The 25,053-nt window shown below is 34.5% G+C and carries 24 protein-coding genes; 3 read left to right on the top strand and 21 right to left on the bottom strand.

Features of this window, described 5'->3' with window-relative positions; genetic code table 11:
• Positions 1–6: 6 nt before the first annotated feature.
• From RTW14_RS11010 to RTW14_RS11035, 6 genes are all read right to left on the bottom strand, one after another.
• Positions 7–1,869, bottom strand: coding sequence for an OPT family oligopeptide transporter (locus tag RTW14_RS11010; RefSeq protein ID WP_312651039.1), 1,863 nt, complete (start codon positions 1,867–1,869; stop codon positions 7–9).
• Positions 1,870–2,159: 290 nt separating this feature from the next.
• Positions 2,160–2,813 (bottom strand): CpXC domain-containing protein, encoded by a 654-nt coding sequence (locus RTW14_RS11015; protein WP_312651043.1) that lies wholly within the window; start codon positions 2,811–2,813, stop codon positions 2,160–2,162.
• 4 nt (positions 2,814–2,817) lie between these two features.
• Positions 2,818–3,321: a hypothetical protein gene (locus RTW14_RS11020; RefSeq protein ID WP_312651046.1), complete on the bottom strand. Its 504-nt coding sequence runs from the start codon at positions 3,319–3,321 to the stop codon at positions 2,818–2,820.
• Between the two features lie 41 nt (positions 3,322–3,362).
• Entirely contained in the window at positions 3,363–4,916 is a 1,554-nt protein-coding gene (locus RTW14_RS11025) for a glycoside hydrolase family 26 protein (protein ID WP_312651049.1), read from the bottom strand.
• A 20-nt stretch (positions 4,917–4,936) separates the two neighbouring features.
• On the bottom strand, positions 4,937–6,493 hold the full coding sequence (locus RTW14_RS11030) for an NAD(P)/FAD-dependent oxidoreductase (RefSeq protein ID WP_312651052.1): 1,557 nt from the start codon (positions 6,491–6,493) through the stop codon (positions 4,937–4,939).
• On the bottom strand, positions 6,494–7,768 hold the full coding sequence (locus tag RTW14_RS11035; protein ID WP_312651056.1) for an NAD(P)/FAD-dependent oxidoreductase: 1,275 nt from the start codon (positions 7,766–7,768) through the stop codon (positions 6,494–6,496).
• A 143-nt stretch (positions 7,769–7,911) separates the two neighbouring features.
• Between RTW14_RS11035 and RTW14_RS11040 the strand changes: the two genes are divergently transcribed.
• Positions 7,912–8,757 (top strand): metallophosphoesterase, encoded by an 846-nt coding sequence (locus RTW14_RS11040; RefSeq protein WP_312651059.1) that lies wholly within the window; start codon positions 7,912–7,914, stop codon positions 8,755–8,757.
• 100 nt (positions 8,758–8,857) lie between these two features.
• Here RTW14_RS11040 and RTW14_RS11045 read toward each other — a convergent pair whose 3' ends face one another.
• From RTW14_RS11045 to RTW14_RS11055, 3 genes are read right to left on the bottom strand one after another with little or no spacing between them, the layout of a single operon-like run.
• Positions 8,858–10,498 carry a SulP family inorganic anion transporter gene (locus RTW14_RS11045; protein ID WP_312651061.1) on the bottom strand — a complete coding sequence of 547 codons (1,641 nt, stop codon included), beginning with the start codon at positions 10,496–10,498 and terminating at the stop codon, positions 8,858–8,860.
• 8 nt (positions 10,499–10,506) lie between these two features.
• Positions 10,507–11,064: an HdeD family acid-resistance protein gene (locus tag RTW14_RS11050; RefSeq protein WP_312651065.1), complete on the bottom strand. Its 558-nt coding sequence runs from the start codon at positions 11,062–11,064 to the stop codon at positions 10,507–10,509.
• Between the two features lie 42 nt (positions 11,065–11,106).
• Positions 11,107–11,487, bottom strand: coding sequence for a universal stress protein (locus RTW14_RS11055; RefSeq protein WP_312651069.1), 381 nt, complete (start codon positions 11,485–11,487; stop codon positions 11,107–11,109).
• Positions 11,488–11,638: 151 nt separating this feature from the next.
• On the opposite strand from RTW14_RS11055, the gene dinB reads away from it, so the two are divergent.
• A complete protein-coding gene (gene dinB, locus RTW14_RS11060; RefSeq protein WP_312651072.1) occupies positions 11,639–12,868 on the top strand; it encodes a DNA polymerase IV in 1,230 nt (409 codons plus the stop codon).
• 16 nt (positions 12,869–12,884) lie between these two features.
• On the opposite strand, the gene RTW14_RS11065 is transcribed toward dinB, so the two are convergent.
• Positions 12,885–14,408 (bottom strand): DEAD/DEAH box helicase, encoded by a 1,524-nt coding sequence (locus RTW14_RS11065; protein ID WP_312651076.1) that lies wholly within the window; start codon positions 14,406–14,408, stop codon positions 12,885–12,887.
• 209 nt (positions 14,409–14,617) lie between these two features.
• Here RTW14_RS11065 and RTW14_RS11070 point away from each other — a divergent pair, with 209 nt between their 5' ends.
• Positions 14,618–16,648 (top strand): EAL domain-containing protein, encoded by a 2,031-nt coding sequence (locus tag RTW14_RS11070; RefSeq protein ID WP_312651079.1) that lies wholly within the window; start codon positions 14,618–14,620, stop codon positions 16,646–16,648.
• A 39-nt stretch (positions 16,649–16,687) separates the two neighbouring features.
• Here RTW14_RS11070 and RTW14_RS11075 read toward each other — a convergent pair whose 3' ends face one another.
• From RTW14_RS11075 to RTW14_RS11125, 11 genes are all read right to left on the bottom strand, one after another.
• A complete protein-coding gene (locus RTW14_RS11075) occupies positions 16,688–17,341 on the bottom strand; it encodes a 4Fe-4S binding protein (RefSeq protein ID WP_312651083.1) in 654 nt (217 codons plus the stop codon).
• Positions 17,342–17,511: 170 nt separating this feature from the next.
• Positions 17,512–18,027 carry a cob(I)yrinic acid a,c-diamide adenosyltransferase gene (locus RTW14_RS11080; RefSeq protein ID WP_312651086.1) on the bottom strand — a complete coding sequence of 172 codons (516 nt, stop codon included), beginning with the start codon at positions 18,025–18,027 and terminating at the stop codon, positions 17,512–17,514.
• Positions 18,028–18,054: 27 nt separating this feature from the next.
• On the bottom strand, positions 18,055–18,507 hold the full coding sequence (locus tag RTW14_RS11085) for a Fur family transcriptional regulator (protein ID WP_312651090.1): 453 nt from the start codon (positions 18,505–18,507) through the stop codon (positions 18,055–18,057).
• Between the two features lie 18 nt (positions 18,508–18,525).
• Entirely contained in the window at positions 18,526–19,371 is an 846-nt protein-coding gene (locus tag RTW14_RS11090; protein WP_312651094.1) for a metal ABC transporter permease, read from the bottom strand.
• Positions 19,364–20,140 (bottom strand): metal ABC transporter ATP-binding protein, encoded by a 777-nt coding sequence (locus RTW14_RS11095; protein ID WP_312651096.1) that lies wholly within the window; start codon positions 20,138–20,140, stop codon positions 19,364–19,366. Before RTW14_RS11095 ends, RTW14_RS11090 begins: the two co-directional genes overlap by 8 nt.
• Positions 20,137–21,027: a metal ABC transporter solute-binding protein, Zn/Mn family gene (locus RTW14_RS11100; protein ID WP_312651098.1), complete on the bottom strand. Its 891-nt coding sequence runs from the start codon at positions 21,025–21,027 to the stop codon at positions 20,137–20,139. Before RTW14_RS11100 ends, RTW14_RS11095 begins: the two co-directional genes overlap by 4 nt.
• A 259-nt stretch (positions 21,028–21,286) precedes the next feature.
• Entirely contained in the window at positions 21,287–21,505 is a 219-nt protein-coding gene (locus tag RTW14_RS11105; protein WP_312651099.1) for a CoA-binding protein, read from the bottom strand.
• 8 nt (positions 21,506–21,513) lie between these two features.
• Positions 21,514–21,639 carry a hypothetical protein gene (locus tag RTW14_RS11110; protein ID WP_312651101.1) on the bottom strand — a complete coding sequence of 42 codons (126 nt, stop codon included), beginning with the start codon at positions 21,637–21,639 and terminating at the stop codon, positions 21,514–21,516.
• A gap of 73 nt (positions 21,640–21,712) precedes the next feature.
• Entirely contained in the window at positions 21,713–22,285 is a 573-nt protein-coding gene (locus RTW14_RS11115) for a class I SAM-dependent methyltransferase (RefSeq protein WP_312651104.1), read from the bottom strand.
• Positions 22,286–22,331: 46 nt separating this feature from the next.
• On the bottom strand, positions 22,332–23,876 hold the full coding sequence (locus tag RTW14_RS11120) for a putative bifunctional diguanylate cyclase/phosphodiesterase (RefSeq protein WP_312651106.1): 1,545 nt from the start codon (positions 23,874–23,876) through the stop codon (positions 22,332–22,334).
• A gap of 221 nt (positions 23,877–24,097) precedes the next feature.
• A complete protein-coding gene (locus RTW14_RS11125) occupies positions 24,098–24,922 on the bottom strand; it encodes an EFR1 family ferrodoxin (RefSeq protein WP_312651109.1) in 825 nt (274 codons plus the stop codon).
• Positions 24,923–25,053: the final 131 nt, after the last annotated feature.

The following is a 25,053-nucleotide window of genomic DNA, read 5'->3' on the forward strand; positions in this document are numbered from 1 at the left end:
CCCAAACTATTCTACTATATTTTTATTATTCCATACAGTAAACTTCATAATGGTCAACAGAAGAGCTGCGAAGAATACCAATCCACCAATGTTACCAAGCGAAATGCCTCTTGAGGCAAGATTAATATAATCTCCGAAAGATCCTCCGGCAACTGGTATAACTGCAAATACTGCTAATAAAATACCCACCAGGCCTTCACCCGCAATCAACCCGGAAGTATAAAGAATACCGCTTTCAATAACATTATTTTTAGTCTGATTATTATTATATTTTTTCTTATCAATATATAATCTGATAAGTCCGCCTGCCATGATTGGTGTTGATAAATGAATTGGTAAATATAAACCAATTGCAAATGGAAGTACTGGCATCTGTAATATTTCAATTACGATAGCAATACCTACCCCTACAAATACTAGATTCCATGGTAAATTTCCACCCATTACACCTTCTATTACCATCTTCATTAAAGTCGCTTGTGGAGCAGGAAGTTCTGTTGTACCGTATCCCCAAGCGCTGTTTAATAAGTAAAGAATGGCACCAATGGCTATAGCAGATGCAAAAACACCAATAACTTCACCGATCTGCTGTTTTTTAGGAGTAGCACCAACTATGTAGCCTGTTTTTAAATCCTGTGATGTATCCCCAGCTATAGCTGCCACAATACAAATGATAGATCCAATGGTAATTGCAGCTACCATACCTGCCATACCTGTATTCCCTGTGGCCTTTAAAATAATAGTAGTAATAAGCAGAGTTGCAATAGTCATACCGGATACCGGGTTATTGGAACTTCCAACCAGTCCTACCATTCTGGAAGATACTGTAGCAAAGAAGAATCCAAATACAATAATGAGTATTGCTCCAAACAATGTAAGTGGAATAGCTGGAACTAGCCACATAACTAAAACAATTGCAATAATTCCAAGTAAGACAACCTTTAAAGATAAATCCTGAGCGGTTCTTTCTACGGAAGCACTGCCCTGACCATATCCTTTCATGGCATCTCTAAATGTTGTGACAATCAGAGGTAATGATTTAATTAAACTAATGATCCCTCCCGTTGCAACTGCACCAGCACCTACGTACCTGACATAGCTGGACCAAATGCCCCAGGTTCCTAGCTCACTAATAGGTTTTGTTGCTGGGAATAGTACCATATCACCACCAAAAGATGCAATTAATGGCATCACAACAAACCATGCTGTCACACCACCTGCAAGCATATAAGAAGAAATTCTAGGGCCGCATATATACCCTACACCTGCAAGTGCTGGGAGTACGTCTGCCCCAATACCAGATCCCTTATAAGATGAAATACTATAGTCAACTTCACTTGGGAATAATTTGAAACCATCTGCAATAAGCTTATAAAATGCGGCAATTCCAAGACCTGCAAATACACTGGTTGCCTTAGAACCTCCCTGTTCCCCTGCCATTAAAACTTCAGCACAAGCAGTTCCTTCTGGATAAGGAACTATTCCATGCTCTTTAACGATAAGTGCTGTACGTAAAGGTATCATGAAGAATACACCTAACAAACCACCACAAAGTGCAATCAAGGTGATAGTAACTAGTGAAGGCATTTCTCCAACACCCTCTGCTGCCCACATAAATAGTGCAGGCATTGTAAAAATTGCTCCGGCAGCTACCGATTCACCAGCCGATCCAATAGTCTGAACCATATTATTTTCTAAGATGGATTCTTTTTTTAGAATAATGCGAATAATACCCATAGAAATAACTGCTGCTGGAATAGAAGCCGATACTGTCATACCCACTCGCAATCCCAGGTAGGCGTTAGCACCACCAAACAAAATGGCCAATACCACACCTAACAAAATTGAGGTTACTGTGAATTCTGGCATAATTTTGTCTGCTGCTATAAACGGTTTAAAACTTGTGACATTTGAATTATTTTCTTTCATTCAGTTTATTGTAAAGTAAAGATTTTATACTTTACAGCTTTCTGATATAAATATTATTAAATTTATTCTATGAATTTTATTTGGTTTAGTTTATGTAAAATATGTATTCTTTTACTTTACAGCCCTCCTTTCAGTTTTTATTTAAGCTATTATATTATAACATACATTGCCAAATATTAGCATGTCTGTTTATGTCGAATCACAAATTAGGTTGTTATTTATTATAAAAATTATGATAGTATCTTGCTTACCCATTCAATATTAATAAATTGATAACCTTCTTGTGTATTTTTTTCGATTTTCTCTTTAAGATTCCCCTTTGTTTCTTTAATCAAATCATCATCTATGGGAATAAGAGACTGCTTTCCATCTGCAAACATTATTAGTATTTCATGTTTATGTTCCTTTGACGGATAGTAGAACATGCCTGCAATGCTGTCTACATCCATTCCCTCATTTCCTGATTTGAATAGAATCAACATTTTTATAATTTCTATTACTCTGTCGTCTAGCTTCATATCATGTATCATTATTTTTTCTGCCAGTTCATTTACATTGCTTACCGCTCTATAAACATACCCCTGTCTTGCTTGTATCTCAAAGGTTTCCGGAGAGTCAAAAAGAACTTTATTCATCTCTTTTATGGAATCTGCATCAGCAGTAAGGTACAACATTAAGTGTTTTTCCATATCATGGTATAAACAGGGATAAGTTATAGGAAACTTTTTGCCACACTTTTCGCATGTAAAAACGAATAATTCTCCATTTAACACTTTCTCCTTTAGTTCTGGATCTAAATCAGCAATGATATTTTGCCATGTCACAAAGTTTTGCTTATTTTCACATTCAGGGCATGAAACTTCATTCGTTGTACATTTTGACATTTTATTATTCCTTTCTTTTTCTCTTTGCAATCTCAAGAGCACTTTTTAACATCATATTTTTAAACTTTTCAATGGTTTCTTTTTCTAAATTAGGTACATTTGCCATACTAACAATTTCAATTTTGCTAAAGTGCTCTGAAGCCTTTAATCGCTCTACCACTTTACGATAAATCACTTTAGTAACAGTCTCATTGTCCTCTTGCAAGAATATAAGAAAGCTCATCCTTCCCCAAGTCTTACCAAATTCAATATGGACTGGGCTAGTGGTAACTTTTCGGATTAATTCCTCTACCCCGCTTTTTAGTTCACCGACTATAATGTCTACAATTGTACTATTTATAATAAGAAAAAAACTAACTCCAAAGCCCATAGCCAAAATAAATCCAATCGAATCCCCCCAGGCTTTTGTAGTGTAATAAAACATAATGAGCGAAAGGGGAATAAACAAAAGTCTAATCCCCTTAAAAAATGTTAATTTTATATTTTTATGTTTCTTTTTGCTTTGCATATTTATTTTTTCTCCAAATTTATAATTTTATTATTTTCATTCTATGCATAAACATCTCTATCCCAGGAACCTTTTAAATACTTTTTAAAAGTGTTTAATAATGTAGGGCTTTCATCCATAAAATAAGATCTCGCTACATTACCATTTGCATCCCAGTCGCATCCATCCCACCAGACAGCAGCTTTTATACGGTCATAGTTCTTTATTGTATTAAACATGTTAATTACCCATTGATTTTTGTCACCGCCCATACTTGCTGAAGAGAACTCCGTAATCATAAGTGGCTGCTCAAATTTTGCACAATAGTCATAATAAAGGCCTTCGTATAAGTCATCAAATTCATGCCATTTTTCTCCCGTGGATGCATAGTATGTTCCTGTATTATAAGCAGTCATACCTACTACATCAACATATTTGTCTCCCGGATAATACATCATTTCGTCGTTCCAATTGAAATTAGGGAAAGAAACGCAATTTGGATTCCATATCCAGATTACATTTTGAGCTCCTGCCTTTTCAAAAAAGCTATAGACATACTTATAAAATTCTTTGTACATAGTTGTGTCTTTAGATGTGTTGTAGCTGGAATATGGGCACCAGTCTCCATTCATTTCATTACCCAGCCTAAACATCACAGGATGGCCAAATTCTGTCACAACCTGGGCATAATCTCTTAAGAATTCGTCATACTGACCATCTAAAACATCATATACCATATTTCCATCCGGTTTTCCGGTTGTCTGAAGTGTAAGCTCTAAAACTTTATTATGGTCATAAGCAGTATCTAACCTTTGTTTAAGATTTGGATGCTTATAAGTATTATCAAATTCACTGTAGTTTAAAAGAATTGGGAATTCATAATCATAGTAATTTTCATAGGTATCCAGTTGTGTATAATCAAAGCCAGCAGTATCTGGTTCAAAAATGCCCCAGGTTAAATCAGCCTCATCACTAAAATAATTCTGATAAAATGCTTTGGTTTCATCATTCCAGTTCTTTTCATTTATATCAATTTTCTGTGCAACTCTCATGTATGCTGGTTTTGTTGGTGTGAAAGTGGTAAAACTATTGATTAAATAAGTGTATCCTCCTAAATTAGCTATGGGGTCCGTTGCTTTCACAAAAATGGTGTAACAATAATTGTCCTTCTGTATATCCATACAGATATAATAATTCTTATCATTGTTTACTCTTGACAGTTTATTTCTATGCCATACCACGATATTTACAGAATGTCCATTAATAGTTTGTACGTCATTATATTCCGTGACATGATCATTTGTATTATTCAAGAACTTATTTGAATAGTTAATATAACCAGCCTTACTTGTGTTGCCAATATACTGCTTATAGATTTCTATTCTTTTATTTGTATTCTCCAATATCGTTCCAACACTGGAATATCTCATGTCTACATTCATGCCTTTATCAACATTTAAACTATACCCATCTACATAATTTGTAAACATATCATATGTTCCTGCATCCGTTATGTTATATTGTGAAGATGCAACTGCAGTTGTTTCAGCAAACGCTGCAACAGTAGTTCCAAAACTCATTGTTAATAATACTAGTATTGCTAAAAACCTTTTCAAATCAATCTTTCTCCTCTCGACTATATATCTATCTGTTTTCTTTCAATAGGGCTGTATTCCATTGCAATTTTTTCCGCAATTTTTATTCCGTCTACTGCTGCCGAAGTTATACCTCCTGCATATCCTGCACCTTCTCCAACAGGATATATGCCCTTACTGTTGCTTTCAAAGAACTCATCTCGAAGTATTCTCACTGGCGAAGAGCTCCTGGTTTCAACCGCAGTTAACATTGCATCTGGTGAATTAAATCCCCTTATCTTTCTTCCTAGAAATGGTAAAGCCTCCAGCATTGCTTCTACTGCAAAATCAGGCAGACAATTTCTTACTTTGTTACCATTTGCTTTTTTATCAACAAATTCTTTCCAAGAAGACTTAGGCGCACTATAATTACTTCCACCCTCAACAAAAGCCTTTCTTTCATATTTTTCTTGAAACTCGACACCTGCCAATGGATGATCCGACTCAAAATCTGAAGTCCTAACATCTACCAAAAGTGCACTATTGGCATATTGACTATTTCTTTCATGATAACTCATACCATTTGTAACTACCCCTCCGGATTGAGAAGAAGCGATAACAACTTCTCCGCCAGGACACATGCAGAAGGTATATACACCTCTGCCATTTTCGCATCTATGGGATAATTTGTAATCCGCTGCGCCAAGACCTGTATCTTCACGTCCATACTGTGCTTTATCAATCATCTTTTGCGGATGTTCTATTCTTACTCCCATAGAAAATGGCTTTTGAATCATATGAATACCTCTCTGATTTAGCATTCTAAAGGTATCTCTTGCACTATGACCAATAGCCAAAATTAAATTTTCTGTTTCTATCCATTCCCTGCCATTTACCTGTACAGCATTCACGGCTCCATCGGTAATTTTGATATCAGTTAATTTTGAAGCAAAACGGATTTCTCCCCCATTTTTTATAATCTTCTTTCTTATATTTATAACTACTTGACGAAGTATGTCTGTTCCTATATGCGGCTTCTGCTTATATAGTATCTCATCATTTCCTCCTGCTTCTGCCAATTCTTCAAGTACCTTATGAATTCTATAATCTTTTATCTGTGTCGTAAGTTTACCGTCAGAAAAAGTACCAGCACCTCCCTCGCCAAATTGGACATTGGATTCTTCATCTAAAATTCCCTCATTCCAAAATTTTTGAACATCAATTACTCTTTGTTCTACACAGTTTCCTCTTTCAAGGATTAAAGGTTTGAATCCCATCTCTGACAATATCAAAGCTGCGAACATGCCGCAAGGTCCAAAACCTACTATAACTGGTTTATTTTTCATATTTTTTGCACCAAAAGCTACAAATTTATATTTATTATCAGGAGCTTCTGTAATTTTTAATCTTGAAGCTGCCTTCGAAATATCAGCATTGACTGAAAAATCAACAGTATAAACCATCTTAATGTCGCCTTTATCTCTTGCATCTATGGATTCTTTAACAATTTTATACTCCGTTATAGAAATATCTTCCATCCCAATTTTTTTTAATATCTTTTCTGGAATATTTGATTTATTCTCATCTAAATCTAGTTTAATCTGACTAATTCTATACATTTATTCTCCAATCACCATTTTTTGTGTAAGTGCCTCTGCTACGCCTCTTCCAGCCTTTATTCCTGTAAGCCATGCGTTATGCAAGTTAAATCCACCACATGGTGCATCATAATCAAGAAGTTCGCCAGCAAAATAAATACCTTCAGAGATTTTCGATTCCATTGTCTCTAAATTCACTTCATCTAAAATAATTCCACCACCAGTGCACTGGGCTTCTTTCCAGCCTTTTGCTCCTGTAACAACATATCTGCTGCTTTTTAAAAGCATTGCGATTTCTTCTATGCCTTTATAAGTAATATTCCCGATAGTACTGATTTTATCTTCCAATGCCTCCCCAATAATCTGCTCACCAAGTTTCATGTTTATAATGGATGCCAAATAAATTTCTGTAGGCATTTCTGACATTAAATATCTTCTATCCTTTAAAAATTCTATCACTTCCTCATCTTCCATTTCAGGTAAGAAATCAAGCTCTATACTATATTGTTTAAAAGCCTCGTCCAAAGTAGTATAATCGTCCAGTTCCAATTTAATATATCTGCTTAGGTTAAAAATGCAAATGCCTGACAAGCCATCTGCCGTAAATTGGATTTCACCAGTTTCTTCTACAATGGGCTGTTCGTTTTTCAGTAAAGTTGCTTTACCCTTTACTCTTATACCCTTTAAAGATTTTTCTACACCTTCACATTCCAGTGGCACGAGAACAGGATATATTCTCGAAAGAGTATGCCCAAATGTTTTAGCTATTCCATACCCGTCGCCAGTTGTTCCAAACTGAGGTCCTGATTTACCTCCACAGGCTAAAATTATTTTTTTGCAAGGTATAATGACTTTTTCATTTGCACAATCAATATTTACTTTAAAGCCTTCTTCTTCAATTTTAATAACACTTAGTACCTGACAATTGGTAAATGTAGTAACGTTAAGCTTTTTGACTCTCCATTTTAATAATTCCAAAACCGATGCAGCCTGTCCGCTTTGTGGATACATACGGCCATGTTCCTCTTCCTTTAAAACAATTCCACTATTATTTAAAAAATCTTTTACGACTTCATAATCTGTACAAGATGAATTCGTAATATTGCATCTTCCATTTCCTGTAGCAAGAAGTTTTTTTCCAAGTTCCTCTTTTTTTTCTACAATACAAACCTTTAGTGTGGGATTCTTTTCCATAACACTAATCGCTGCGGCTAATCCAGAGGCTCCACCACCAATGATGCATACATCAAAGAATATATCGTATAATGATTTACTACTTTTCTGATTACTATTCATAATTTTATACCTCATATTTTATATCATAACGTTTTTATTTTACCACAAATAAAAATCTTTTGCCATCCATTACTTTTCATGTTATTATTATTAGGCTTTCTATGTAAAATAAGAGCAGGTTAATTATTACAGGAGTTTATAAAATGCTTAAATTTATAAAAACAGTTTTTGAGCTGTTTATACTTTTACTAATAGTAATTACCATAGCTTTCGGCTATGCGAGATATATTGAGCCTTACAATCTAAAAACTGTAGAGCTTTCTTTGAAAGCTCCAGAATTGCAACTGGAAGCTGGAAAGGGCAATTTGAAAATTGCCGTTTTCTCTGATACTCACTTTAGTGACTGGTATACAACTGACGATTTTGAAAAAGTCATATCCAGCATAAATGAGCAATCTCCGGACTTAGTTTTTTTTGCAGGTGACCTTATTGACAACTTTAATACATATACGGGAGATGTAAATAAAATAACCAACTGCCTTTCAAAAATTGAAGCTCCCTTAGGTAAATTCGCCGTATACGGAAATCACGATTATGGCGGTGGTGCTGAATGGCAATATGAAGGTATCATGCAGGAGGGTGGCTTTACCGTCCTTGCTGGAGATTATTATTCCTTTGACAATTTAAATCTTGCCGTTATTGGAATTGATGACATTCTTATAGGTGGAGGCTCACCCGCTATAGCCAGCTGGGGCAGAGGTGATTTTTATAATATAGTTCTATGTCATGAACCCGATGTGGTCGATGAGATATTAGATTACAATGTAAACTTAATGATTTCAGGGCATACGCATGGAGGTCAGATTAATATTCCCGGCTACACAGCAGAATTTCTTCCCCGTTATGGTGAAAAATATTTAAAGGGCTTATTTGAATTTGAAAACAATATAAATACGAAGCTTTATGTTACCTCAGGTATTGGTATGACAAAACTTCCTTTTAGATTTATGGCGCCGCCTGATGTTACATTTATAACTTTACACAATTAAACGATTCCACTAAAAAGGACTCTATCCGGTTAATTTTGCAAGCCAATGCTGCTAGTTTAACCGGATAGAGTCCTTTTATATATACTTTTTTATGTTGTTGTTATAAATGTGTATGGGCTGTTATAATGGCATGTTCTGCACTGCTGAACACATTTTCTTTTCCAACCATATCTAAGATTCCGGCCCTTTGCATCTTTTTTAAGACTTTTGGCTGAACACTTGTAAACATAACTTCAGTTCCATGCTCCTGCAGAATATTAATTAACTCAATCATGCCCTGAACTCCAGATAAGTCCATAACAGGCACTCCTCTCATGGAAAGGATCAGTACCTTGGTGTTTTCCAGTTCAGAAAGTTGTGTTATCAGCTTATCAACTACTGCAAAAAAAATTGTTCCTGTTAAATAAGCAACTCTAATTTTATCTGATACTTGCGGAATCTTTATTCCGATATTCTCTAATTTATCACGGTCAATTTCACTAATAGTAACATCTATATCTGTAAGTCTTACAACAATTAATATTGCAGAAAAAGCCACACCTATGATAATTGCCTGTGTCAAATCTAAAACAACTGTTGCACCCATAGTAATAAAGAATTTTGCCATACCAGACTTAAATTTATGCTGAAATATAAAGTGAATATTTTCCCAATCATTCATTCTCCAAGCAGTTACAATAAGAACTCCTGACAATGCGGAAAGAGGAATTGCTGACATGATTGGAGCCAGAATAAACATTGAGAGTAATAAAACGATAGAGTGTATAATACTTGTAAGCCTTGTTTCGCAACCGGCCTTAATTGCTACACTTGTTCTGGCGATAGCCGCTGTTGCCGGTACTCCTCCAAATAGTGGAATAACTATGTTACCAAATCCCTGTGCAACCAATTCTACATCACCATTCAGCTTTTCATGCTTCATTTTTCCTGCTGAAGCCCCACAAAGCAAGCTTTCAATCATAGCAAGTGCTGCTATGGATAATGCGGGAATAAAAAAGTCCAATAGTTCAACAGACTTTAATACCTGAAAAGTAAGCCTATCCTGTAAAAATATAGTTTTAGGAATATCTCCCACAACTGCAACATCAAACTTTGCAAAATAATTAAATATCAATACAATAACCAGAGATGCTAATGACGAAGGGATTTTTTCATTCCACTTTTTAGGCCATATAAGCATGATAATTATAACCATTACACCGATTGCTGCTGTGTATGGGTCTGGATTAAATCCTCCTGTGAAATAAGAAAAGAATTTATTGATTGCCAAGCTTCCTTTAGAAGTAACATTAAAAAAGTTATCTAGCTGACCCAGGGCAATTATAATCGCAATCCCTGAAGTAAATCCCGTTATGACGGAAGAAGGAATAAAATATATTACCCTGCCAAGCTTCAAAAATCCCGCTATTACCAACATAACGCCTGCTAAAAAGCAGGATATCAAGATGCCTTGCATTCCATATTTCGCAGCTAAAGTAACTAATATTGCTGTCATTGCTCCTGTAGGCCCAGAAATTTGGAAAGAAGCACCCGAAAGTGCTCCTATTACTATACCGCCTATTATTGCTGTAACAAGTCCAGCTGCAGCAGTGGCCCCAGACCCCACACCAAATGCAATGGCTAAAGGCAGTGCTACAGCTGCTACTGTTATTCCTGACATTAAATCTTTTGTAAATCTTTTACCATTATATCCTTCAAATTCATTTACTAATTCTAATACATATGATCTTGCTAAATTCATTTTTATTTCTATTTCTCCTTGTTTTTCTCACTATGTAAAAAATGGTGATGCCTTTTTGCATGAGGCATACCAATACCAAATGTTAATACATTAGTGCCCTGTATCAAGAAGAAAATCCCTATTAGAATTCCTAATGTTATTCCTGCAAAATTAGAATTTAGGAAAGAATATATTCCAGCTAAAGTACTAATAACTCCTAGTCCCATAGTCCAACTCCAGGATATATTTTCCTGTTTCCTTAAGGTCAGCGATCCAACGATTCTGTTGCACCCTGAAAACAGCATCCACATGCCAAAAAACATGATTATCATTAAATCCGTTGCTAACTGATTGGATAAAACGATACACCCTAAAACTATACCCATTAAAGCATCTGATAAAGCCCATCCCATCCCATCTGGTCTATTTTTCATCTTTATAAATGCTGCTGCTCCAATAATTCCATTTATAACCATTACACTACCCAATATAAAAGCTAATGCTGCAAAAGCCACCCCCTGGTTAGCTACGCACCACAAGCCTGTTAGTATCACTATTACACCTGAAATAATTGTTAAAACTCTCATTAATTACTACCTCCATTCCCCTGCACCTTTATTTCTATATCCTTAATGTGCTGGTACCACAATTAATTTTGCTATGTCTTTAATCTTTTCGCTAAAAGAACTGATTAAATTCTCTGCTGTTTTGGCCTCTCCTGATTCTCCAAGAACAACATAAGAAATGTCATTCTTATTTACTAAATCCACTAAGGTATCTAGCACATGGTTAGACCTGACCACAGTTAAATTTGCGCCATATTCCAAAGCTTTTTCATATAAATACTCTAAAGCTTCGCCCTCTTGATTATTTCCCAAAAACTTGAATTGGTAATGTGCTACATGTATGATAAATAATTCACCTTCATCATTTCCGAGAAATTCATGTCCATACTTGATAAGTCGCTCACAAGTCTTTTGCTGAGTAACGCAAACCATAACATTTTTCATAGGAATCCCCCTTTACATCTCATTTATATAATATAATGAAACACAAATCATGCTTTAAAAATTTTGCCGTTTAGCTTTTCAATTATACACTAGAATTTTCAAATTTTCTAGTATAAAATACAATTAGTATACTTATCGAAGGAGGGCAGCTATGGATAGAACTATTATACATTGTGACATGAACGGATTTTTTGCTTCAGTAGAATTGCTTTCAAGACCTGATTTAAAAAGTATTCCTATGGCAGTAAGCGGCAATCCCGAAAGCAGGCATGGTATTATTCTGGCGAAAAATGAACTGGCTAAGAAATTCGGTGTGGTTACAGCGGAAACCATATGGTCTGCTCGAAAAAAGTGTCCAGAACTGCAGTTAGTCCGCCCTCATCACGATAAATACAAGAAATACTCCGAACTGATAAATTCCATTTATTATAGATATACAGATATGGTTGAACCTTTTAGTATCGATGAATCCTGGCTTGATGTGACAGGAAGCTTAAAACTTTTTGGAAATGGTGTTGAAATTGCAGATAAAATCCGTGAAACCGTAAAAAGTGAATTGGGACTAACACTTTCAGCGGGTGTCTCCTATAATAAAATCTTTGCCAAAATGGGCAGTGATTACAAAAAACCTGATGCGACTACTGTTATATCAAGAGATAATTATAGAAGCTTACTATGGCCTATGGATATTTCAGAAATGTTCTTTGTGGGTTCTGCTACTGCAGACAAATTAAAGCGTACCGGAATCTTAACGATTGGTGACTTAGCTTGTACTAATAAATCAGTATTACAAGGCCTGCTGGGTAAGCAGGGACCCATGTTATATGACTATGCCAATGGACTTGACGAAAGCCCTGTTGCGCGTTCTTATGAGAAACAGAAAATCAAGTCGGTAGGTAATGGCATCACTTTCAAACGTAACTTAACTACAACCGATGACATACAGACTTCACTTAAAGCTCTTTCTGATACAGTTTCCAGCCGGCTCCGAAGCTATCAGCTTAAAGCCTCTGGAATAAAAATAGACATTAAAGATCCTTACTTTAAAACGATTTCAAGACAGAAACAACTGGAATCAACAACCAATATTACGGAGGAAATTTACACCTCTGCTTATTCTCTTTTAAAAGCTTCATGGACTATCGGCAATCCCATTCGTCTTATCACCATAACCGGTATTAATTTAGTGGATGAAAATCAATCAGAGCAGTTAAGTCTTTTCAGCAAGGATATAGAATCCCGGGAAAGAAGTACAAATTTAGATAAAACTATGGATGCTATTCGTAGTAAATTTGGAGGACAGTCCATAACCTTTGGCGGAATCTTAAAAAATGATTTAGGTATAGACTTGGTGGATGAAAACGAAGAAAGGGAGGATTAAATCCTCCCTTTTATAATTACTTACTTTTTTTACTATAAGATCTGCTTCTTCCATCTCTTCCCGATCCGTCTTTATTCCTGCTAGAATCGTTCTTTCGATCTCTGTTTCTATTTCTGTCTCCGCCGTATCCGCTTTTGCTCCTCTGCCTGTTGCCATCTTTGTTTTTTACCATATCGCTAAATTTATCGCGCTTATTTATGGTAAAATCATTATCCAGGTCTGATTCTGCATAGTTTCTGTTATCTAATTCGCTAAACTTCATTTTAAACAAAGCTGCGGCAATGTCAAGAGTTGTAATATCATCAGATTCTTCAAGAATTCTTTCAATAGCTTCTGTGTATTTAGAATAACCTCCTGCAGCTAGTGCCGCTATTACTTCTTCAGTAGCAGACTGAAGCTTCATAGTTTCAATGCTTGAAATGCTAGGTGGATTAGCCCTCGTAATTCTTGACTTTGTATATCTTTCTATATCTCTAAGCTTATAAATATCCCTGCCAAATACAAACGAATAGGAAACACCCTTCTTTCCAGCTCTTCCTGTTCTTCCAATTCTATGAACATAGTATTCTGCATCACTTGGAATATCATAGTTAAATACAGCCTCTACATCATTTACGTCAATACCTCTTGCTGCAACATCCGTAGCTATAAGCAGCTCAACCTGGCCTTTTCTGAATTTATTCATTACACGGTCACGTTCACGTTGTTTCATATCACCATGTAATGCTTCAGACGAATATCCTCTAGCCTGAAGGGAAGTACATAGTTCATCTACCTTCCATTTTGTGTTACAGAAAACAATTGCCAGCTTAATGTTTCTAGCATCCACTAATCTGCAAAGTAACTCTAATTTTGAATTTTCCCGAACCTCAATATAATACTGCTCTATTGTGTTGATAGTAACTTCTTTCTGTAATGTCACCACATGCTCAGGATTGTTCATATATAAATTAGCAATCTCTAAGATGCCTTTTGGCATAGTTGCTGAAAAAAGCATAGTCTGTCTTTCAGTTGGAAGTTCAGCAAAGATTGTATCAATATCCTCTCTAAACCCCATATTCAGCATTTCATCAGCTTCATCCAGTACTACCATTTTCAAGTTCTGAAATTTCAATGTATGTCTACGCATGTGATCCATAATTCGTCCTGGCGTACCTATAATCACTTGCGGCTTACCCTTTAATGCAATAATCTGTCTGTCAATAGACTGCCCGCCATATATAGCTAGGGATTTAATCCCTTTTTTATACTTGCAAAGACTTCTAAACTCTTCAGATACTTGAATTGCAAGTTCTCTAGTTGGGCATAACACAAGTACTTGTACCCCCTGTTGCTTTGAGTCAATCATCTCAACTGCAGGAACTCCAAAGGCACAAGTCTTTCCAGTTCCAGTCTGTGCCTGTCCAATAACGTCACGGCCTTCCATTACCACAGGAATAGCCTTTGACTGTATTGGAGTTGCCTCCTCAAATCCCATAAAATCCAATGCTTTTTTCATTGCATCTGATAAGTTTAATTCTTTAAAATTTAAATTTTCCATTCATTTCCTCATTTCGTAATTTATCGCAAACTGCGATATACAATCATTTCATTATATTTTTAATTCGTCTTAATGTCAAACTATTTATATGAATTTATTAATTTTTTATTACTTCTTTAGATAAATCGAGTAGTTTGTGGTATAATTATAAATTAAAATATTCTCAAATGCTAGTTTGTAAAAATAAATTATAATAAAAGGTATATACTATGAATTCAAAAGAAGCTAATAAAAATACAAAATTAGAGAGAGCAGCAAATCACTTTGATTTCCACTCTATTACTGTAAAATTACTGTTATTTCTGTTTCTTCTTATTATTGTCGAAGCTGTAGTTTTTATGTGTTCCTTTTATATAAGTAATCTCATAGGTACAGCCATTATGGCAGCTTCTGTATCTGGTGTTATTGTGGCCTTAACCATCATTAAAATATTTACATCTCCTATAAAGGAATTAATCCGAGCTGTGATTGATATTGACCCCATGCATCCAGTCACATTGAGAAAGACAAATATTAGAGAATTAGATCTACTGGCCAAAACAATTGAAATTCTTAGTTCAACTTCAGCAGACACTGCTTCTAAGATGTCCAATGTTTTAGATGTAGCGGGAAGAGCCATGGCAATTTTTGAAATCTATAAAGAAGCAGATACAGTGTACATCACGAAGCACCTTTTCCCCATTCTAGAAGAGCCGGATGCTGCCCTTTATAAAACAGGATTTATTCCTGCCAATGTATTCAGAGCAAAAATGTCTAAATTTGAACGTTATCTGGTTACTAACCAATCCACAAAAAATAGTAGTGTTTTTCATGTTGAGCGAAGTAATAACTCTTCAAAATGGATTCGGATTACCACTATACAAGGAGATAATAAGGAATTAGGACTTGTTGAAGATATCACAGAGGAAATGCTGAGAAAAACAAAAATGGAGTTTGAACGTGACTATGATGTTCTTACTAGTCTTTTAAATCGCAGAGCTTTCCAAGCTAATGTCCAGCAATCTTTCTCTAATCCAGAATTTGTTTCTATTGGAGCTATGGTGTCTATTGATTTAGATAATTTAAAATTTATTAACGATACCTATGGTCATGATTACGGAGATGAATATATCCGTTCTATGGCCAATGTACTAACCGTAACATGTCCGAATAACTCGGTTATCTCAAGACAAGGCGGGGATGAGTTTGCTGTATTTATGTATGGTTACCAGTCAAAAGAACAAATTAGAGCTGAAATTATAAAATTAAACATATCTATTAACAACAAGGCTTTTAATTTACCGGATACCATTACACATTTAAGTGCCTCAATGGGGGTTGCATGGTACCCAGATGATACAACATCTTATAGCCAGCTTATCAAATACGCCGACTTTGCCATGTATTCTGTAAAGAAAACTACAAAAGGCTCCTTTGCTGAGTTTGTGCTTAATTCCTATGAAAAGGATTCCTATTTAACTGGTCTGTCTGTTTATCTGGAAGAATTTATAAAAAACAGGATGTTTGAATATACTTTTCAGCCCATTGTCAGTGCAAAAACAGGAGTAATTTTTGCTTATGAAGCTTTGATTAAATCAAAACATCCTTCTATAAAGAATCCAAAACAGCTATTTGAGCTTGCAAAATCAAGAGTCGAGCTTTATGAAATAGAAAGACTAACCTGGCATGAATCACTTACTGCCTTTGAGCAATTAAATGCACTGCCATCCATCAAATTATTTATAAATTCTATCTCTGATCAAATTCTTGACACAGAAGACAAGAATACCCTTGAAAGGAATTTCTGTCATCTTCTAAAACAAGTGGTGGTAGAAATTAATGATAATGATCATGGAAATCTAGATTATACAAAAGCTAAATTAGATTTTATTCGTAACTGGGGTGGTGAAATCGCAGTGGATGATTACGGTACAAGTTCATATGATGAGGATTCCTTTAATATTATTTCACCAAAATATTTAAAGATAGATATATCTATCACTCAAAACCTATATAAAGACAATAATAGACACAAGCTGGTCGAAAGTATTGTTTCCTTTGCACACCAGCGAAATATATCAGTTATCGCTGAAGGTATTGAAAAACCTGAAGACATGTTTGCATTGATAGATATCGGAGTGGATTACTTACAAGGATATCACATTTGTAAACCTGCATCAGAACCTCCTAAAATGCTGGCAATTACTACAGCACAAATTGCAAACTACAACAAACGGAAAGCAGAACAATTAATTTCATAAAGATTAAAGCAAAAGCCACTCATTTGAGTGGCTTAAAAACTATCCTTCTAAACTCGTATACCCTATTGAATCTTTAGGACACACCTCTATACATTTTCCACATTGAATACAATCTGGATGACTTAAAATATCTCCTTTATATTCATATGGAATTATTCCTAATGAACAATGCTTTTCACATATTTTACATGAAACACAATGAGAAGATACATTCAATACATTTTTATTTTTCTTGATTTTAGATATTACCGATGCAAGAGTGCCCATGGGGCAGAAATGACACCAGGTCCTATGATTGTAAAATAAAGAAAGTATTATCCCTATTATGGTTGTTATAACGATTATTCTATAGAAAACAAAACCGATTCCATAAAGATTGCCCCAGTTCTGCCTAATTCCCATTGTAAACATAGTCATCATTAAGATTAATATCGCAAATCTAAAAAAATAAGATTTAAATATTTTAGGCACTTTTCGCTTCTTACTAAATTTAGAAACTACGGTATCATAAAAATTTCCTCTTGGGCATATATTACCACACCAATACCTGCCTTTAAAAAGAGCAACAATAATTGGTGCAGCCATACAACTAATTGCTACTATAGCAAATCTTAAATCAAATAAGCTTAAAACTATAAAACCAAGCAATATAATAAACGAATATTTTTTCCACCATTCCAAAATCTTTTTCAAAATTAACTCCTCCAGTTTATCAAATAATTTATCTTACCTAATTAATAAGTATATCAATATTACTTTTATTATCTGTGACATTATCACATCCATAAACTAGATTAAGTATCTTTAAGTGGTTTATTCTACCTCAACAGTTTCAGTTTCATTCTTTGATGTATTTACTAGATTTAACAATCAATGCCCTTGCGAGAAAGGACCCCATTCTTATAATAATGCTTTATTTCTGTGATCTCACTTACCAGGTCAGCCATTTCTATTAGGCTATCTGAAGCATACCTTCCTGTAAGAATGACCTCTACCTCTTCACTTTTTTGTTGGATCATTGATATTACCTGCTCATCCGTAAGTAAATTAAAGTATATAGCAATAGTGATTTCATCCATTATGACCACATCATACTTTCCATTTGAAAGTGCTTCTCTGCAGCGTTCCAAACCTGTTTCCGCACGTTTCATATCTGCCCCATCAGGTTTTCTGTCAAGAAAACAGCCTGTACCATACTGTTCGATCTTAATTCCTGGTATAAATTCTGCACACTTTGTTTCCTCATAAGCCATGCCTTTAATAAATTGACCTATGTACACCCTTTTCCCCGACATTGCCGCCCTTAAAGCCAACCCGAAGGCCGCCGTAGTTTTTCCTTTTCCGTTTCCAGTATAAATATGAACATATCCCTTTTCCATAGTACAAACCTCCTTATTATACTAAAACTAGTTATATTTTTCTCCCATTAGCCCTTTTTGCTGACACTCAGGACAGTATCCATACATATCCAGCTTATGTCCTGTTATTATAAAATCGGTTTGCCTTTCAAGTAATTTTTCATATTCGCATAAAGGACAGTTTTCTATGGACAGAATTTTTTTGCAGCCTATACATACAAGGTAATGCTTATGAACTCTGTTGTTGTATTCAAATAAAGCTTTACTTTCGTTGGTAACACTATGCCTTAGAACTAATTCCTTATCACTTAATGTTTCCAGCGTCCTATAAACTGTAGACAAATTAATAGAAATGTTTTTTTCTTTTAGTTCATGATAGATCTGCTCTGCAGTAACAGGCTGGTTAGCAATTTCTAAAAACTCTAAAATTGTTGTTCTGTGCTTTGTACTTTTCAAGCCACAATCTTTTAATATATTTTCATATATTGTATTATTTTTCATCATTCGTTCTCCACTATCTTAATTTGCTTCTACATTTTCTATTTTATTTATTTTTCGCCTGTTATTTGCAAAGCGTACACCATAGCATAACAGGTAACATAAAACAGATAAAATTACTATAGAAGCCCCTGAAGCCATATTCGTAATGTATGAAATCCATAAGCCTGCAAAGCAAAAAATATTTCCAAAAATGACCGCATATATGATTCTACCTTTTAATTTATTAGAAAAGTTTTCTGACACCGCAGCAGGAGCCGTTAATAAAGACAATACTAAAATAATACCCACAACACGAATAAGAACCACAACTGTCATAGCCACAAGCAGCAAAAGCAAATATTCAAGGAATGCAGTCTTTATACCTATAATCGAAGCAAACTCATCATCAAACATATATGCCTTCCAATCATGGAATAAGGCAATAATAGTAAATGCTACTACAGTTGTAAGTACCACCATAAAATAAAGGTCTGATTTGGTGACAGATAAAATATTACCGAAAAGGTAAGAAGTCATATCTGGTGGATATCCTTTCATAAGAGATATAAACAAGATTCCCAAAGCCATTCCCAAAGACCAGAATAACGCTATGACTACATCTGTGCGCGCACCACCCTTTCTTTTAATAAAACCTATACCTAATGCAGCTCCTATAGAAAAAATAAAAGCTCCTAATATAGGTTCAAATCCTAAGAGATACCCAAGCCCTACGCCCCCGTAAGAAGTATGGGCGATTCCCCCGCTCATCATCACCAATTTTTTTTCCACAATAATCACTCCAATGATGCCGCAGACTATGCTTGCAAGAAAACCTGCCAAAACAGCATTTTGTAAAAATTGATATTCAATTATAGCTTTAATCAAGTTGTTCTACCTCCTCATGATGTTTTAGCACTCTATGTGGAACACCGTGGGCGATTAAATCTACTGGGCATCCATAAAGAGTTGTAACAACTTTCTCTGTAAGTTCTGGTTCTCCATGATATACTAATTTTTCATTAAGACATACCAGTTTATTGACTTGAGAAGCTACAGCCAGTAAATCATGTGTTACAAGTATAATGGTCATATCTTTATTTAATTCTCCAAGTAAATTGTATATTTGTTCCCTTGATTTTACGTCAACACTTGCAGTAGGTTCATCTAGAATTAAGATTTTAGGGTCTATGGCCAAAGCTCTTGCAATAAGCATTCTTTGAAATTCTCCGCCTGAAAGTTCTGATACCTGCCTGTCTGCTAAATGCTGCATACTAACTCGTTCCAGCACTCTATATGCTTTCACTTTATCTTCCTTACTAAATTTGAGAAACGGCGAGAGACCTTGCTTTAACCTTCCTGTTAAAACTACCTCAAGCACTGAAATAGGAAAACGCTTGTCCATCACCGCAAACTGGGGAACATATCCTATCATTCCTCTATTTCTACCGATTTTTTCATTATAAATCTCAATTTTCCCGCTATTTATAGGTATAATCCCTAATATGGCCTTTAGGAGTGTCGTTTTACCCCCTCCATTTGGTCCTATTATACCTAGGTACTCTCCTTCTTTAACATCAAGACAAACACCTGAAATCGCAGGTGTTTGTCCATAATATACCGATAAATTTTCTATTTTAACAGCAACTCGATTCACTGCATTACCTCCGCCATTGTTTGTGCCATATTTTTCAAATTGTCAATATAGTCCGCCGCTAAAGGTTGTAATTTCATTGTTTTGCCTCCGATTTCTTCTGCAAAAGACTCCGACTGACTGCTATCAATTTCTTCTTGATAAAAAATAACTTTAATATTCTCTTTTTCGGCAAGATTAACCATTTCTTTTAAATGCTGTATGGTAGATTCTTTTCCTTCTTCCTCTAACGCATACATTTGCAAGTTATAATCCTCTGCAATATAACCAAAAGCAGGGTGATATACAAGGAACTTCCGGTTCTTCACACCATTCAGGGAAGCTGCTATATCCTGATCTAATTTGTCTAATTGTTTTATATAATTATTTGCATTTTGTGCATATATTTTTTCATTTGCCTTATCAATTTTACCCATTTCATCGGCAATAGTCTCCACCATAACCTTAGCTCTTTTAGGTGAAAGCCAGATATGTGGGTCCCTTTCTCCTGATTCAAAGGTTCTATCAGGGTAAACTTCAGCTACTTTATCCTGAAGAGCTATGATTTTTACGTCTCCAGCATTAGGTAATATATTTGCTTCTTCTGTTGGAACCCCTATGGTAAAATACACACTTGCCTTTGAAAACTTTTCTATTTCCTGAGGTTTTGGTTCATAGTTCTCTGGACTGCTTCCTGGAGGAACCATAGTAATCACTTCTGCCAAGTCTCCACAAACAGCCTCCACAAAAGTCTTTTCTGGAACTATAGTTACTGCAACAATTGGTTTTGCAGCCTTTGCCTGTTCTTTACTATCACTTTTAGTTTGATTATCGCCACAGCCAGCCAATATACATAAACTTGCAACAATAAATAAGCATCCTGCAATAATAGCAATTTTTCTCTTTTTCATGCAATCTCCCTTTATACTTATGTTTATATTTAATTTAGACTATTGCAAATGGTTTGCATTTGCAACTATTTATTATATACCTACTTATTTTCCATTTCAAGGGATTTTTATTCAGTTGTTTTTTATTGTATAAAAATACAGGATATAATCTCACATGGTTCCCCTTACTAACCATGTGAGATTATATCCTGCTATTGTTCCATTCATTTACTCTGGTTCTTGTATTTTACTCTAAAACGGTAATGGAATTCTTTGCAGTCTAGCGATATACACTTAACCCTACTAATAAACAGCTTTCAATATACGGCAATTTATTCTTTCTTAGAAAATTAAAAAGTTCTTCACTTTCTGCTCCTGGCTGAATTACTATATTTTCAAACTTTTTGTTGCATTCTTTCATTAAACTTAATCCTTTGATTGGATTAATGCATAAATCAATTACATTAATATCCTCTGGAATATCATTTATTGATTCCAACTCTTTTCCTACGCAATAAACCTTATAACCCGCTCTTTCATCCGCTCTTTTATCTTGTAAGCATATTTTTCTTCGTTTAATGTATCTCCAACAATGACAAATGTTTTTTGTTTCATCGTTTCTTTTAAATCCATTTTCGTACTTCCTTTCATATATTAACCCTATACTACTATTAATGTTTCCGTTTTTTACTATTTAATAGATTGTTTATTTGGTAGCTTTCAAAATATAAAAATGTTCGTTTAATTTCACTTTAGATATATCTTTAAACCCACAATCTAAAAGAATCTGTTGTGCATCAAGACTATCCAACCTGTGGCCAATTGAAGGGCCCCAATCACTTTCACACTTTACCCATTCAACAATAGCAAGCTTTCCTCCCTCAGTTAAAATTCGCTTACCCTCATTTATAAACCTATTTTTATCAACTACTTCATGCAGGACAGTACACATAAATGCGTAGGAGACAGATTCTTCTTCCAGCTTAAAATCATATTCTTCGGTTAAAACAGTTCGAATGTTAGACAAACTCTCTTCTGCAATTTTTTGGTCAATGACTTCAAGCATTTGAGCTTCAACATCCAAAGCATAAACCAGCCCACTTGACTTAGTTACTGTAGCAAAGGGGATAGAAAAATACCCAATCCCACAACCAATATCGGCTACTTGATCGGTTTCTTTCAATCCAATTTCTGTTACCACTTTGTTAACTGGTAACATTTGTCTCCGTTTTGGACTATCTAATTTATTTCTATTATTAACATCAAATTTATGAGTCATCTGTTCATTTCTCCTTTTTTATACAACTATAGTAATTTTATTCTGTTTAATGTAACGTTAACTGGTGAAGAAACCTTGATTCAAAAACATTTTCATCAACAGGCTTTCCAAAATAATATCCCTGAAATATATCACACTCCATCTTTTTCAGTGTTTTAAACTGCTCCTCATCTTCTACTCCTTCAGCCACCACTGCATATTTAAAACTATGGCAAATGTTTATTATATTTTGAATGATCACTCTGTCTTTTTCTTCCTCATTAATAGCATCAATAAAGGATTTATCTATCTTAACAATGTCTATAGGTAATTTCCTCAGATAATTTAATGAAGAATACCCTGTGCCAAAATCATCCATAGAAATTTTTATTCCAAAGTCTTTAATCAATTGAATATTCTTTAATGCTTCATCAAAATCTTTTATAATCATTGACTCTGTGATTTCAAGTTCTATATATTGCGGTGGGATGTGAAATGAATTTATTCTTTCAATTATATTTTTGCAGTTTTTTTCATCTGTTAAATGTTCTGCTGTAATATTTATTGAAATGGTAAAGTCCTTGTATCCCTCTTCTATCCATAAAAGCAATTTATTACATACTTCATCAATTACAAGATTACTAATGGCACTAATTAAATCATTTTCTTCTGCAAAACTAATAAATTCAGAAGGAAGGAGTATATTACCATCGCTTTTAATCCATCTCACCAAGGCTTCTGCACCCATTAAAGTTCCTTCTTTTGAAATTTTAGGCTGATAATAAACTTTAAATTCCTTATTTTCTATTCCCTCTTTGATTTTCTTCTTTTTTATTGATTCTTCATATATATGTAAATTCATATTTTCATTATAAAATCTGTAACTGTTTTTCCCAGAATTTTTCACACTATACATGGCATCGTCTGCGCAATTATATAAGCCTTGGAAATCCTCACCATCCTTAGGTATCAATGCTATACCAATGCTTGCCGTAACATAATCTACATTTTTCCCATCTATAACAAATGATTTTGTAAATACATTTATAATTTTATTGGCAAGTTTTTCCACTTCGGCTTCATTTTTAGCTGACTTTATAAAAAATAAAAATTCATCTCCACCTATATGGCAAATACAATCCTGAAGTTTAATAACCTGCTTAAGCCTTCTGCCAACTTGTCTTAAAAGCTCATCCCCTGCTAAATGTCCAAGGGTATCGTTAACTGCCTTAAAATTATCCATATCTAAACTAATCAGCGCAGAAAATTCATTAATCCTTGTTATTTCACCAATTAAATTATTTAATACATAATTCTTGTTTGGCAGACCTGTTGTGCAACTGTAAAAAGCATAATTATTTATTTTTTTATATATCTTAATCACTAAGAATACGATTAAAACAAACAATATAGTCATACTTACATTAATAGTAATTAGTTTGAAAAAGAACAATTCAGCTATGTCACTTTTAACCCCCACTTCTTTTAATACATTGTAACTGATAAATGATACAGCAAGAAACTGTAACATAGCCAAACTTATTAAAATCAATAATACTATTTGAATTGAAAATTTTTTAATACTATCTTTTATAAATCTACTGAATCTCATATTTTATCCTACTTTACTGTTTCTAAATTATAACCTATGGTAATTATAACCACATTTTCCACTGTAATCTGTGACTATGTCACCAATCTTAATTGATTAAACCATTATGACAAATTATTATTTCTAATAAAAAAACTGATGATATTGGATAATCGTTCGAAAACTGTTGTCCACAATACCATCAGCAGGCTGACTTAAAAAGTTAGTAACAATATGTAATTCTATATAAACAATTCTGGTTCTTTCCTAGGTATAAAATCACGTTCAAGCATTAATTTATGTGATATAAAGGCTTCGTCATCAAAGAATTTAGCCTTCTGTCCACACTTTTTAATACATGCATGACACTTGATGCAAACACCTGTTATTTCCGAAGGATTTTCTTTATTAATGGAGCCCATTGGGCAATTGCTAACACAAATACCACAATTATTACATTTTTCAAGATTTGTCTTAGGCTTTGCTTTTAAGAAAACGGCTGGTTTTCCATCAAGTCCTTTAGGCGTATAATACTCCTTTGGAGGATGATTGCCTTTTAAATAAATAGGTTGTGGAATATCTTCCATCCCCTTGATTTTTTCGCTTATCCTCTCAGAAAACTCTTGAACCTTATCCATATCTGATTTATCAGGCCTACCCACCGAAAGTATGTCCGAAAAAGCATGCTGTGCAACAAACCCAGCTCCCCCAATTGTATGGAACCCGTCATTTTCCAACACATTTTGAAGTTCAACTAAAGCATCATCAAAACTACGATTTCCAAACACAACTACCGGCACTGCTAAAGCATCATTTCCAGTAAAATTATTCTGCACATGGGGTAACAATTTATTTGGTATTCTACCCGCATAAACTGGTGTGCCCCAAATTACAAGATCTGATTTTGAGAATGATTTTTTATCTTCTCGTGCAACAGGCAAAGTATAGTCAAGTTTTTTAACTTTTACATCCAATATTTCTCCAATGGAATCAGCAATAGCGCAAATTATTTTTTCCGTATTTCCAACGGGACTAAAATATATGGCCCAAACCTTATTTATGTTCATCTTCAGATTTTCCCTTCTTTAAATTTATATATTATATAGTGTAATATTAAATTCTATAAAAGTCTAGCTGAGTTAGTGATACTTCTGATGATTCCTGCATGATACTAATACTTTAGGCATAGGTTGTATGG

Source organism: Aminipila sp., assembly GCF_032051575.1.
Classification (GTDB): domain Bacteria; phylum Bacillota; class Clostridia; order Peptostreptococcales; family Anaerovoracaceae; genus Aminipila.